General features: G+C 47.2%; 12 protein-coding genes and 1 tRNA gene. All 13 read right to left on the reverse strand.

Features of this window, described 5'->3' with window-relative positions:
* Window positions 1-15: 15 nt before the first annotated feature.
* Complete coding sequence (locus tag ACMN7X_RS03255) at window positions 16-309, reverse strand: Dabb family protein (protein WP_418746073.1); 294 nt, start codon at window positions 307-309, stop codon at window positions 16-18.
* A gap of 93 nt (window positions 310-402) precedes the next feature.
* A tRNA-Gly gene (locus ACMN7X_RS03260) sits at window positions 403-474 on the reverse strand.
* A gap of 100 nt (window positions 475-574) precedes the next feature.
* Complete coding sequence (locus ACMN7X_RS03265) at window positions 575-2,707, reverse strand: RNA degradosome polyphosphate kinase (RefSeq protein WP_418746074.1); 2,133 nt, start codon at window positions 2,705-2,707, stop codon at window positions 575-577.
* A gap of 5 nt (window positions 2,708-2,712) precedes the next feature.
* Complete coding sequence (locus tag ACMN7X_RS03270; RefSeq protein WP_418746075.1) at window positions 2,713-4,251, reverse strand: HD domain-containing protein; 1,539 nt, start codon at window positions 4,249-4,251, stop codon at window positions 2,713-2,715.
* Window positions 4,252-4,271: 20 nt separating this feature from the next.
* On the reverse strand, window positions 4,272-5,567 hold the full coding sequence (locus ACMN7X_RS03275; RefSeq protein WP_418746076.1) for an ATP-binding protein: 1,296 nt from the start codon (window positions 5,565-5,567) through the stop codon (window positions 4,272-4,274).
* Window positions 5,564-6,712: a prephenate dehydratase gene (pheA, locus tag ACMN7X_RS03280; RefSeq protein WP_418746077.1), complete on the reverse strand. Its 1,149-nt coding sequence runs from the start codon at window positions 6,710-6,712 to the stop codon at window positions 5,564-5,566. Before pheA ends, ACMN7X_RS03275 begins: the two co-directional genes overlap by 4 nt.
* Before the next feature lie 6 nt (window positions 6,713-6,718).
* Window positions 6,719-7,720: an adenosine deaminase gene (add, locus tag ACMN7X_RS03285; protein ID WP_418746078.1), complete on the reverse strand. Its 1,002-nt coding sequence runs from the start codon at window positions 7,718-7,720 to the stop codon at window positions 6,719-6,721.
* Entirely contained in the window at window positions 7,713-8,549 is an 837-nt protein-coding gene (gene folK, locus ACMN7X_RS03290) for a 2-amino-4-hydroxy-6-hydroxymethyldihydropteridine diphosphokinase (RefSeq protein ID WP_418746079.1), read from the reverse strand. The genes add and folK overlap by 8 nt, the downstream gene beginning before the upstream one ends.
* The gene (gene folP / locus ACMN7X_RS03295; protein ID WP_418746100.1) at window positions 8,531-9,367 is read right to left on the reverse strand and encodes a dihydropteroate synthase; all 837 of its coding nucleotides are present in this window, start codon (window positions 9,365-9,367) and stop codon (window positions 8,531-8,533) included. The genes folK and folP overlap by 19 nt, the downstream gene beginning before the upstream one ends.
* Before the next feature lie 8 nt (window positions 9,368-9,375).
* Window positions 9,376-9,897: an HD domain-containing protein gene (locus ACMN7X_RS03300; protein ID WP_418746080.1), complete on the reverse strand. Its 522-nt coding sequence runs from the start codon at window positions 9,895-9,897 to the stop codon at window positions 9,376-9,378.
* Window positions 9,894-10,451 carry a GTP cyclohydrolase I FolE gene (gene folE, locus ACMN7X_RS03305; protein ID WP_418746081.1) on the reverse strand — a complete coding sequence of 186 codons (558 nt, stop codon included), beginning with the start codon at window positions 10,449-10,451 and terminating at the stop codon, window positions 9,894-9,896. The genes ACMN7X_RS03300 and folE overlap by 4 nt, the downstream gene beginning before the upstream one ends.
* A 30-nt stretch (window positions 10,452-10,481) precedes the next feature.
* Window positions 10,482-11,753 carry a bifunctional folylpolyglutamate synthase/dihydrofolate synthase gene (locus ACMN7X_RS03310; RefSeq protein WP_418746101.1) on the reverse strand — a complete coding sequence of 424 codons (1,272 nt, stop codon included), beginning with the start codon at window positions 11,751-11,753 and terminating at the stop codon, window positions 10,482-10,484.
* Window positions 11,754-11,773: 20 nt separating this feature from the next.
* Window positions 11,774-12,976, reverse strand: coding sequence for a class I SAM-dependent rRNA methyltransferase (locus tag ACMN7X_RS03315; RefSeq protein WP_418746082.1), 1,203 nt, complete (start codon window positions 12,974-12,976; stop codon window positions 11,774-11,776).
* Between the last annotated feature and the right edge of the window lie 18 nt (window positions 12,977-12,994).

Here is a 12,994-nt window from a genome sequence, read left to right on the forward strand (position 1 = left end):
CTGTGCCTTATCTGATCAGTCTAAATCATAATCAAGCGCTATACTGGCCTCCATAACCTCATGCATATGGGCTTTAACAACACCTGCATGATACGGGTCCACCTGATAAGCATCCAATGCCTCTCTGTCATCCAGCTCCACCTGAAGAATGATATCATAGGAACGCGGAGATTTTAAGAAGTCCACGCCAACCTGAATATCCCGCACCATCGGCACCTTATCCTTCATGGACATAAGAAGTTCTTTTGTCTCCTGCTTATTAGCATCACTGTTGTCTTTCAACTTGAAACATACGATGTGTTTAATCATCTTTTCGCCGCCTTTCTTATTTTTTCCCGAAGTTCCATTTTTCAAATTCTTTTGAAAATGAAAAGAACCCGATAAACTATCGGGTTCTTTCAGAGCGCGAGACGGGATTCGAACCCGCGACCCTCGCCTTGGCAAGGCGATACTCCACCACTGAGCCACTCGCGCTTACTGCCTCATCTCAAAGGCAAGTATGAGTATACAATAGAATATCTTCCTTGTCAACAGTTTTTTGAATTTTTCGAAAATTTTTTTGTAAAAATCTGATTCACATTTCCTCTTCATTATGATACATCGGCTCAAATACCCGGCTGAGTTCTTCATCCTTTTTCTTATCCTCTGCCGCCGCTTCCATAGCTTCCTGACAGAAATAATCCTGAGAAGACACCAATGTCTTACCCCGTTTGTCCGGCTTCTGATAAGTGTCATCCGGCTGAAGATAATGGGCTTTGACATTATCCTGAAGCTGAATATCCAAAATGTGCATCACTTCTTTTTTGCACGCCTCATCTTCCACCGGGAACATGATTTCCACACGGCGGTCCAGGTTTCTCGGCATCCAGTCCGCACTTCCCATAAATACATTTTCCCAACCGTTATTATAGAAGTAGAAAATACGGCTGTGTTCAAGGAAATTGCCGACGATGGATTTTACGGTAATATTTTCGCTAATTCCCGGAATTCCCGTTTTCAGGCAGCAGATCCCCCGGATGATCAATTCGATTTTGACCCCGGCCGCAGACGCTTTATATAAGGCCATAATAATTCCTTTATCACAAAGGGAATTCATTTTTGCAATAATATGGGCCGGACGGCCTTCCCGGGCATTGACCTCCTCCTGATGAATCAGTTCAATAAAACGGTCGCGAAGCCAGAGAGGCGCCAGAGACAGCTTGTTCCAGGCTAAAGGCTCCGAATATCCCGAAAGCATATTAAATACGGCGGTGGCATCTTCACCGATTGGTTTTGCGCAGGTTAAAAGCCCCATATCCGTATACATTTTTGCCGTGCTGTCGTTATAATTTCCCGTTCCAAGATGGACATAACGGCGGATTCCGTCTTCTTCCTGACGGACAACAAGGGTGATCTTGCTGTGAGTCTTTAACCCCACCAGTCCATAAATAACATGGCAGCCGGCTTTTTCAAGCTTTTTCGCCCAGATGATATTGTTTTCCTCATCAAATCGGGCCTTCAGCTCAACCAGCACCGTCACCTGCTTGCCATTCTCCGCGGCCTCGGCCAAAGAAGCGATGATCGGCGAATTGCCGCTGACCCGGTAAAGGGTCTGCTTGATAGCCAAGACATCCGGGTCCTTCGCCGCCTGGCGCACAAAATCAACCACCGTGTCAAAACTCTGAAACGGATGGAATAATAATATATCTTTCCGGCGAATCTGAGTAAACAGGTCTTCTTCCGGATTAATATCCTTTGAGAGCTGGGGCTGATATTTCGGATATTTCAAATGATCATACCCATCCAGCCCGTTCACCTTCATCAAAAATGTCAGATCCAGCGGCCCGTTGATCCGATAAATCGAAGTCTCACCCACATTCATGGCTTTTTTCAAAATTTTAAGAAGCCGCTTATCCATACTGTCTTCCACTTCCAGTCGGATAACTTCTCCCCACTGTCGGCGCTTCAGCTGCTTCTGAATTTCTTTCAAAAGGTCCGCCGCATCCTCTTCATCAATACTCAAATCCGCATTCCGCATAATCCGATACGGATGGGCACAGATAACTTTATAATTCAGGAACAGCTTCTGAATATTCATTTCAATCACCTGTTCCAGCAAAATTAACGTCTTATGACCCTTTTCACTTGATGGGATCTCTATAAACCTCGGAAGCACCGAAGGCACCTGAACCGTCGCAAAATCGTATATGGATTCATCCTCTTTATCTGAGATCAAAGCGCCGATATTTAAAGATTTATTGCGGATCAGCGGAAATGGACGGGAAGAATCCACGGCCATCGGCGTCAGCACCGGATACACATCCTGCTGAAAATACTGATTCACATAGTTTTTCTGTTTTTCACTCAAATCCTCATAGGAGTCAATAATCGTCAGCCCGTTTTGTTTCAACATGGGCTTTAAAGAACGGTTATAGGTTGTATATTGGGTATTCACCAAATCATGAGTTTTCTTGCTGATCGCATCCAGCTGCATCTGTGGCGTCATTCCCGCAATATCCGGTTTCACATATTTCGCATTGACCATATCCTTTAATGACGCCACACGAATCATAAAAAACTCATCCAGATTTGACGATGTGATACTCAAAAATTTTAATCGTTCAAAAAGGGGAATCGTCTTATCTCTGGCTTCCCCGAGAACACGATAATTAAAATCCAGCCAGCTCAGTTCCCTGTTCGTGAAATATTCTGCTTTACTCACATCCATCCCGATTACCCCCTTCGTTTTTGCCGGAGAATCGGACGAAGGCCGTAAATCTGCTCAAAGAAATGAGCTCTGCTGTCCATCATTCCCTGCTCCAGCGTAATATCATAAATGGTATTTGCCATAATTTTCAATTCATTTTTCTTCACAGTGACACGGATATCCTGAATCCGCTGCAGATGACTTCGGTCCATGCCGTTCGCCAGTCGGAGAATGGCGGCAATTTTCAGCATCCGCACATAACTCATATGATTCATCTCTCCGGCGACCTCGGCATATTCCGGCACCTCGCTGTTGGAATTAAATCGAATCGCATTGGCGACAATTCGTTTTTCCTCCTCAGAAAGGCCGATAATCTCCGTATTTAAAATAAGATAATAAGTGTTGTCCGTGCCGCGCATCATATTTACGTATTTTCCACAATCGTGAAGTATCCCTGACACCTGGAGCAGCAGACGGTCTCTCTGGGTCAAACCGGATATTTTGCGGATACTGTCAAAAATTGTCATAGACAACTGCTCCACATTCCGGGTATGACTCATATCACTTTCATAATGCTTCGCCATCTGCCGGGTCACAGAGATAATGTCTTCCGTAAAATCCCGGGTATTTTTCACCATGTGACGGCTGCGCACATAATCTGCCAGAATACCGTCGCACAACCCGACATCCGAAGCCCAGACAACCTCTCCGCCAAGCATTTCCACCAGATTTTTAAAAATGATCATCGACGGTTTCAACACGGAGGCTGTCTCATAAGGGATATTATATTTCTTTGAAATATCCTCCTCCCGGCTCTGCATCAGTTTTATATAAAACTTTTCAAACTGAAAAACCGTAAAGCTTTCCCTGTTTTTAGAGGCATTGACCGTATTCAGCAGTGAGGCAATCCCCTCGCCGAGAACGATCACATGCTTTACCCGGTGTTCCTTAATGATAAGCCGCTGCAATGTCCGCAGATCATTGCCGATATAATCCTCCATGACATGGACAAAGGATGTGGTTTGCTGCTCAATATCCGCAAGGATCTCCCGGATTCTTAAGGAGCCCAGTTTAAGATTCTGGGTCCACTGCAAAGCGCCGTCCGCATACACGGATACCTGCAGACTTCCCGAAGAAAGATCCACCACCGCCATTCCTTCTTTGGAAAGGGATTCAAACTGACGCATGGTTCCCGCCAATGACTGCAATACAAGAAATCTCTGCTGCGCATTTCCGATAATCTGTACATCCAACCCGGTATGCAGCCGAATCTGATCCAAAACCAAATCCCGGTTGGCCGCCTCCCGCATGGCGCTCCCCGCATAAGCCACATACTTTTCAATCCGATATTCCTTCAGTTTATCCACAAAGCCTCCCAAAACGCCGCACAACTCCCGTGCGGTGTCATAGGAAATGATTCCCGTATTATAGGTATCTGCCCCAAGTTCGACCATCGAACGGACATATTCAACCTCCTGAATCCCGGTCCGTTTGGAAAACTGATAAATTTTCATTGCGACCTCGCTTGAACCTACATCAATAGCTGCCAACATCTGTATGGGCATCCGATCTGCCTCCTTTCTACTTATTCCGCAGTTCCAATCAGATGATTGATAAACTGCTGCGCTGTCCGTCCGGAACGGCCGCCATGGCCAAGCTCCCACTTGACAGCTTCCTGCTCAATCTCTGCTTCACTCATAGTGATAGCATAACGCTTCGCCAGTTCTCTGGCAATTTCCAGATATTCTTTCTGATTCGGCTTTCCATAGTAAATAGATTCACCAAACCGGCTGGCCAGCGACAATTTTTCCTGCATGGAATCATTGCCATGCACATCATCCGGCGCCTGCTTTCTGTCACCCCATGTCTCACGGATAAGGTGCCGCCGATTCGATGTGGCATAAATGACCACATTATCCGGCTTTGTTTCCAGCCCGCCCTCAATAATTGCCTTCAAATATTTATATTCAATCTCAAATTCTTCAAAGGACAAATCATCCATATACAGAATATATTTATAATTGCGATTTTTAATCTGGGCAATGACATTTGAAATATCTTTAAACTGATGTTTATATATTTCAATCATGCGGAGTCCGTCTTTATAATATTCATTCAAAATGGCTTTAATACTTGTCGATTTTCCCGTACCGCTGTCTCCGTAAAGCAGGACGTTATTCGCTTTCTTTCCCTGAATAAACGCCTCCGTATTATCTCTGAGCTTTTTCTTCTGAAGCTCATAGCCGACAATGTCCGAGAGAACCACCTTTTCTGTCCGCGTGATCGGCGCGATCTCCGGCTCCTGACCGTCACTGATAATTTTAAATGCCCGGTGAAGTCCGAATTTTCCCACACCGTAATCTTTATAAAAATCCGTCAGCACATCATACATCCGATGGATATCTTCGGCAGCGGCCAGCTGACCGTTCAACTCATTGATCCGCTCCCTCAAACTCTGGCTGTAGACGATCCCCATATTGTCCGGGCTGTGAAAAGCGCGGATCATACTGATAAAATGGACACCAAGCTCCTTTTCTATGTCATCCCAGTCCACATCATAGGCTTCCTTAAAAATGCGCAGATCATGCAGCGCCAGCTCATTAATGCTGCCCTCAACAGCTCCTTTTTTTTCGCAGGACATGCTGAAAGCATTCTCATTGGTTGTCAAAAGATAGGTGAGATAACCATGCCAGAGATTGCCGTTGAAGCCGTGATCTCGGGCGATAGTGACGATCTCATTGATACACTGGTACAGTTTGTCGATCAGCGCCTCCCTGTCGCAGTCTTCATTGGAATAATTGTTTGCCACATCGGCCATATCCTGAAAAATAGTTTCCGCAAAATTACGGTATAAAATTAACTCATGTACTCTGATCTTCATTGTCCCTGCTCCACTCCTACATAGTTTCCAAGAATACGGAATCCCTCGGTTTCCGACTGAATACCGTGAAGGGCATTTCTCACGGCCTGCTCCCTCAAATTCCCGTTAAAATCAACAAAGAAACGATACTGCCACGGTTTTCCCTGAATCGGACGGGATTCAATACGAGTCATATTCAATCCGTTGAAAATAAAATGACCGAGAATATTGTACAGCGTACCACTCTCATGAGGTACTTCAAAGCAGACGCTGATCTTGTCCGCTTTTTCCTGAAATACTTTTTCATGGCTTATAATGACAAACCGGGTAAAATTTTTATCCAGATCATTCAACTTTTCTTTCAACACCGTCAGTCCAAAATTCCGGGCTGCCTGTTTGCTGGCAATGGCCGCCTGAGTCATATCCCCGTCATCTAAAACCCGTTTGGCCGACGCCGCCGTATTCTGCAGGCTGACCTGCTGCCAGTCTCTGCGTCCATCAAGGAAACGGCTGCACTGCATCAAACCCTGAGGATGGGAATAAACGGTACGGATATCTTCAATCCGGCTTCCCGGAAGTCCCAGAAGGGCATGTTCGATCTTAATCATCGTTTCCCCCACAATATGATTATCATAAGCGGATAACAGGTCATAAACATCATTTACGCTGCCTGTAGAAGAATTTTCGATAGGCAGAACACCATACTCGGCCTCTCCGTTGTGAACCGCCTCCATGGCATCCCCAAAGGTTTCCACGTTAAAACCTGAGATTTCCGTTCCAAAATAACCGTCCATCGCCGCCTCCGCATAAGCCCCCGGAACGCCGGTATAGACAACCTTTGTCTTCGGCGTCGTCACCATATCCTGCACCCGAAAACCTTCCACATCGCTCCGCTCACTGGCTAAACGCTGATACTGAAGCATACGGCTGACAGCCATGATCTGCCCGAAAAGAGATTCAACCGCCTGACGGTTAAAAGCATTTGACGTTTTTTCCGTCACTTTCTGTATTTTACTCTTTTCCCGCTCTTTATCCAGAACAGGTTTCCCAACTCCCCGTTTGAAGGCGGCAACTCTCTCCGCCACCGCCATGCGCTGTTCGAAAAGACTGACTATCTGATCATCAATCACGTCAATCTCATCACGTAATTTTATTAACTCTTCCATTGTCTTTTACTCCTTGTCCACGATTGCCTTGTTGGCCTCATACAAATCAAATCTCAGGCGGTCCTTTTCCATTTGGGAAAGAAAAGCGCCGCTGACCGCATTTTGATTCATCTGATAAATTTCATATGGCGTAAAGCCGAGATACCGCTCAAGCTTTCGGTATTCCTCGGCCAGAGTGATCCCGGACACCCTCAGACGATCCGTACAAACACACACCGGCACTCCCCGGTCAAAAAGCTTTCGAATCGGATGATGACTGTAATTTTCCACAGATCCCAGCTTCAGATTGCTGGCCGGACAACATTCGACAACCACCTTCCGGTTGATGATCTCCTGGAGAAGGTCATCATCGTCTAAAATATGTAGGCCCTGGCTGATCCTCTGGGCTCCATATCGAATTGCCTTGCGCATACTGTCCGTATTATACTGCCCTGCATGAACCGTAAACGGAATATGCTCTTCCTTGATCAGAGAAAAAAGCCAGTCATAAACATCTGTCTCATAGAGCTTTTCATCCAGCAGAAGGTCCAGACCGCAGACCCCTTTACGCAAGTGTTTTTTCGCTTCCACAAGAGTTTCAAAGGACTCATGCTCATCCATTTTCGGTATAATGCAGAGTACCAGATTGGCACGGATCCGGCGGCTTTCCTGCATCCCACGCGCCAAACCTTCCAACGCTGCCGCTACCGCATCCCCCTGGCGCAGTCCGCCCAGCGTACATTCCGACGGTGAAAAACGAATCTCCGCGTACATAACCCCCTGGCTGTCCAGTTCCCGAACCATTTCAGACATGGCACGGCGAATGGCGCGGCGATCCTGCAAAACCCAGTCCGTCATATCACACAGTTCATAAAACTCCGCCGTATCCTCACAGTGATCCGGCGCCTCCAGATAGCTTTCAAGCTCTGAAGCATTATAGGTGGGCAAAGGGACATTTCTCTCCTTGGCATATTCAATAATTGTTGCCGGTTTTAAGGAACCGGCTAAATGTACATGCAGATCAATCATGACTCATTGCCTCCTTCTTATTCAATATTTCCTTTAATTGGTGAATCGTTTTTTTCTCCACCGGATGCCATGCCCAACCGGCAATTTCATCCAGCGGTTCCAGCACAAAGCGGCGATTGATCATATCCGGGTGGGGCACACTCAGATCCCTGGTGTGTATCACTTCTTCCCCATACAAAAGGATATCCAGATCAATGGTCCTCGGCCCCCAGTGAATCTTCCGCTCGCGATGCAGGAGCCTTTCAATCTCCTGAGTGCGTTTCAGCAGCTCTTCCGGCGGCAGCCATGTCTTCAGTTTCAGACAGCCGTTTAAAAATTCATCCTGCTCCGTATAGCCGTAGGGCTCGGTTTGAATTAATGCAGAAACTTTTTCCACCTGAATTCCCTCAGTCTGCGATAATAAATCAACAGCAGACCGAATATTTTTTTCTTTATCTCCCATATTGCTGCCGATTCCTATATAAACTTCCCGCCATTCACGGCAGGCCTCGACATACACCGTTCCGAATGGAATCGGTATCGGAGCTTCCGGCTTATACAATTTTACGCAGGCTTTATGAAGCTTGGGAAAATTCAGCATTAAACCTTCGCAGATTTCCCCGGCGGCCCGCTCGATCAGCTTATAATTCTGCCGCGTCATCACTTCTTTGATATATTCGCAGACAGCGCCATAATCCACCGAAGAATCCAGATCATCTCTGTGCTCTGCCTCCCATGTGTCCGGATATAAATCTGCCGACACATAAAACATCTGCCCCTTTTCTGTCTCTTCAGGATAAACGCCATGATAGGCAAACACTTCCAAATCTCTTATCCCAATGTGTCCCAAATTGATTCCTCCCGCACTTTCAAAATCGCCTCGGCCATTTGTATCGCCCGCCGATTGGCTTCCACATCATGGACACGGACAAAACTTATTCCGGCCATAACGCCCATTACCGTTGTCACCAGCGTCCCTTCCACTCTCTGACCGGCCGGCAGATCCAGCGTCAGCCCGATCATGGATTTTCTGGAAGTACCCAAAAGCACCGGATATCCCAACTCCCGAAATGCGTCCAAATGTTTCATTACTATGAGATTATGCTCATAGGTCTTTCCAAATCCGACGCCCGGGTCCAGAATAATCTGATGCTCTCCGATACCGGCGGTCTTCGCGATGGCAAGGCTTTCTTTTAAATCATTCAGACAATCCGTCATAAAATGCTTATAATCCGCTGTCTGCCGATTATGCATCAGGCAGCACGGCACCTTCGCCCCGGCAATCACTTCCGCAAGTTTTTTATCGTATTTTAAGCCCCAGATATCATTGATCAAATCTGCTCCGGCCTTAACGGCTTCTTCCGCCACACCGGATTTATAAGTGTCCACCGAAACCGGCACATCAAATCGTTTTTTTACGGCCTCAATGACCGGGAGTACCCGTTCCTTCTCTTCCTCATCGGAAATCAAAGTATGTCCCGGCCGGGTGGATTCACCGCCGATATCAATGATATCCGCCCCCTCCGCGATCATCTGCTCCGCATGCCGCAGCGCTTTATCAAGAGTTGTATATTTTCCGCCGTCGGAAAATGAATCCGGCGTCACATTCAATATCCCCATGATATAGGTATGCCCCGCCCGCTCAAATTCCTTTCCGCCGATTGTCATTGTTTTCTTCATGCGATCACTCCCGCTGTCTTTTTTTCTTCACTCCAGTTACATTCCGCAGACGCCCCGCAGGCATAGCACGGCCGGGATATTTTATCTGCCCGGTAAATCATACGCCCCAGAGGACTTGTCCGGGCCTCGGCCCTGTCCCGGTGGCTCAAAATTGCCTGGCAGATGAGTTCCCTCTCATCCGCATTAAACCCCGTATCCGCAAGAATCTGCCGAGCCAGCTTTTCGCTGGAAATATGATGCGGAATTCCCTCTTTATATTGAAGATATTTTCCCACATCATGGAGAAGCCCCGCTGCATAGACCACATCTTTTCGAAAGCCCGCCTCCTGCTCCAGATTGTCAATCCAGGCAATCCGGGCCACATCCAGCAAATGGCCCATCCCATGACCGCAAAATATACGTTCTTTCTCCAAAACATCAATCCACTCCATGGCCTTTCTGAACTCTTCATGCTGCAGAATCTCCTGAATCCGGGCCATATCCTTCGGAATTTCATTCCATCCTGCCGCCGGACTCATGACTGCACCATCCGAAAGACCATCTGCTGCAGCGCCGTATCGTTCTCAAAGGCTCCCCGGCAGACATAAGTCACCGTCTGACTTCCCGGTTTTTTAATTCCCCGCATCGTCATGCACATATGCTCCGCCTGCAGGATGACCATAACCCCTTTCGGTTTTAAACAATCCATAATGGCATCTCCGATCTGGGCCGTCATCTGTTCCTGAATCTGGGGACGTCTGGCAAACACATCCACCGTCCGCGCCAATTTACTCAGGCCCACCACCTTATTGTCCGGGATGTAGGCAATATGCGCTTTCCCGTAAAAAGGCAGCAAATGGTGCTCGCAGGTTGAATAAAATGTAATGTCCTTCTCCAGCACCAATTCATTATTTACCGCCGGGAAGGTCTTTCCCAGATGCACCGCCGCATCCTCATCCAATCCGCCGTAGATCTCTCTGTACATTTTTGCAATACGGCGCGGTGTGTCGATCAGTCCCGGGCGCTCCAGATTCTCGCCGATGCCCTCTAACAGCAGCCGTATGCCTTCCTCGATTTTATTTTCATCTATCATGTCAGCCTCCACTACATGTTTTCTAACTGTTCACAGTATATCATAAAATGTCGAAATAGTTGATAATGAACCGAAAATTATTATAACATCCCCGGATTTCGCCCGTCTTTTCGCAATATCAAGGGCGTTTCCGGCCGTTTTTGCGTTGATCGCCTGCTCAAAATAAGGCTGAGCCGCATTTTTTAATTCGGCGCTGTCGAGCCCGCGGGCATTTTCGGGTGTAAAACTGATCAGTGTTTTGGAAACGCTCTGCATTTCTTTTAAAATAGCCCTATAGTCTTTATCCGCAAAAACTCCCATGATAAGAATTTTTCGCCGCTCCGGAAAATAAGCTTCAATCGACTCTCTTAACGCCGCTGCGCCGTCCTCATTGTGGGCGCCGTCAATAAAAATCAACGGTTCCTCAGACAGGCACTGAAATCTTCCCGGCCATTCAGCCCTTGCAAGTCCCTGAATGATCGCTGTCCGCATCGGATTCTCCAATTTCAGCGCCTCGACAGCCTCGATGGCGACACAGGCATTTTCCACCTGATACGTCCCGCTCAAATGAATCGTTAAATTTTTATACTGCTTATAATCAAAAATCTGACAGGCTTCAAAAAGCCGCCTTTCTTTGACTGTCAGCCAATTCCGGTCCACAATTTCAGGAGAAACCCCTTTTTCGCGGCATTGCTCTAAAAGAACCTCCATGGCTGCCGGTTTCTGGGGCGCAATGACTGCCGGTGCTCCCGGCTTTAGTATACCCGCTTTTTCAAATGCAATCGCAGCAAGTGTATTTCCAAGCTGTGCCATATGATCCATCGAGATGGAAGTGATCACCGACAGTATCGGATGGGCCACCGCATTGGTGGAATCCAGCCGGCCTCCCATCCCCGTTTCAAGGACAACAAAATCACAGCCATTTTTCTTAAAATACCAAAATCCAAGAGCGGTCTCCACTTCAAACACCGTCGGCACTTCCATACCATCCGCCGCCATGCCCTCACATACTTCCCGAATGACGCTCATTCCCTCGGCTAAAGCCTCCGGCTCAATATAAACGCCATTCATCTGAATCCGCTCTCTATAATCATATAAGGTTGGCGAAATATATCGTCCAACCTTATAACCTGCCGCCTCCAAAATGGCCGCAATAAATGTGCAGACCGAGCCCTTGCCGTTTGTCCCGGCCACATGAATAATTTTTAAATCCTGCTCAGGCCGGCCAAGCCGGTTCAAAAGTTCCTCCATCCGTTCCAACCCGAGGATGATCCCGGATTTTCCGATCTGCTGAATCCAATCCATCGTCTCTCTATATGTCATTTGATTCACTTTATCGTCACCTACTTTTCGTCGCACACCTGAAAAATATAAAATTTCAAATAATAAGATTCATCCGCCGCCCATAAAATCGGATGGTCCGGCGCCTGAGTTCGGAATTCCACCTGCCGCAGACGCTTATGGGCGCTGCGGGCCGCCTGCTGAATTGTTTCCGTAAATCGCTCATAATCCATAAAATGAGAACAGGAACAGGTTGCCAGATAACCGCCGTCCTTCACCAGCTTTAATCCCCGGATATTAATTTCCCGGTAGCCTTTAACCGCATTTTTGATCGAATTTCTGGATTTTGTAAAGGCCGGAGGATCGAGAACAACCAGATCAAATTTTTTTCCTTCTTTTTCCAAAGCCGGAAGATATCCAAAAACATCGGCGCAGACGAAATCCACAAAGGAATCCACCCCATTTAAAACGGCGTTCTCTCTGGCCTGATCCACCGCCAGTTCAGAGGCATCCACGCCGGTAACATGGGCCGCCCCGCCAAGAGCCGCGTTTAAAGCAAAGGACCCGGTATGGGTAAAACAATCCAGCACCTCAAATCCCCGGCTTAAACGCCCCACGGCTTTCCGGTTTTCTTTTTGATCCAGGAAAAATCCCGTTTTTTGACCGTCCTTCACATCAACCATATATTTGACGCCGTTTTCCGTGATCGGCACCTTCGTGTCAAAGGCTTCTCCGATGAAGCCTTTCACCCGTTCCATACCCTCCTGCTGTCGTACCTTCGCATCGCTCCGCTCATAAACGCCGCGAATCGAAATGCCGTCCTCCGCCATCACTTCTTTTAATAAATCAATAATCTGAATTTTATATTTATCAATCCCCAAAGCCAGCGACTGAACAACAAGCACATCCGAAAATTTGTCCACAACCAGCCCCGGAAGGAAATCCGCCTCGCCAAAAATAACCCGGCAGCTTTCCGTATCTATAACTTTCTTCCGATATTCCCAGGCATTTTTTACCCGCATCCTCAAAAAATCTTCATCAATCGCCTGCGCCACATTCCGCGTCATCATGCGGACACGGATTTTGGAAGCATTATTTATAAAACCGCGGCCCATCGGATATCCGTCGAAATCACGGACAATGACATCCCCGCCGTTCTCATAATTTCCCATAATTGTATCAATTTCGTTATCAAAAATCCAGGCTCCTCCAGCTTTAAGTGTCCGTCCTTCGCCCTTTTTTAATGTTACGATTGCTGTTCCCATCATTTTCCCTCTTTACTG

The organism is Frisingicoccus sp., assembly GCF_048388605.1.
Lineage (GTDB): Bacteria > Bacillota > Clostridia > Lachnospirales > Lachnospiraceae > Frisingicoccus.

Bases quoted from the DNA above. Each gene is read 5' to 3' on its own strand.
- ACMN7X_RS03255 (WP_418746073.1), bottom strand. From the start codon at position 309: ATGATTAAACACATCGTATGTTTCAAGTTGAAAGACAACAGTGATGCT.
- ACMN7X_RS03265 (WP_418746074.1), bottom strand. From the start codon at position 2,707: ATGGATGTGAGTAAAGCAGAATATTTCACGAACAGGGAACTGAGCTGG.
- ACMN7X_RS03270 (WP_418746075.1), bottom strand. From the start codon at position 4,251: ATGCCCATACAGATGTTGGCAGCTATTGATGTAGGTTCAAGCGAGGTC.
- ACMN7X_RS03275 (WP_418746076.1), bottom strand. From the start codon at position 5,567: ATGAAGATCAGAGTACATGAGTTAATTTTATACCGTAATTTTGCGGAA.
- pheA (WP_418746077.1), bottom strand. From the start codon at position 6,712: ATGGAAGAGTTAATAAAATTACGTGATGAGATTGACGTGATTGATGAT.
- add (WP_418746078.1), bottom strand. From the start codon at position 7,720: ATGATTGATCTGCATGTACATTTAGCCGGTTCCTTAAAACCGGCAACA.
- folP (WP_418746100.1), bottom strand. From the start codon at position 9,367: ATGACAATCGGCGGAAAGGAATTTGAGCGGGCGGGGCATACCTATATC.
- ACMN7X_RS03300 (WP_418746080.1), bottom strand. From the start codon at position 9,897: ATGAGTCCGGCGGCAGGATGGAATGAAATTCCGAAGGATATGGCCCGG.
- folE (WP_418746081.1), bottom strand. From the start codon at position 10,451: ATGATAGATGAAAATAAAATCGAGGAAGGCATACGGCTGCTGTTAGAG.
- ACMN7X_RS03310 (WP_418746101.1), bottom strand. From the start codon at position 11,753: ATGACATATAGAGAGACGATGGATTGGATTCAGCAGATCGGAAAATCC.
- ACMN7X_RS03315 (WP_418746082.1), bottom strand. From the start codon at position 12,976: ATGGGAACAGCAATCGTAACATTAAAAAAGGGCGAAGGACGGACACTT.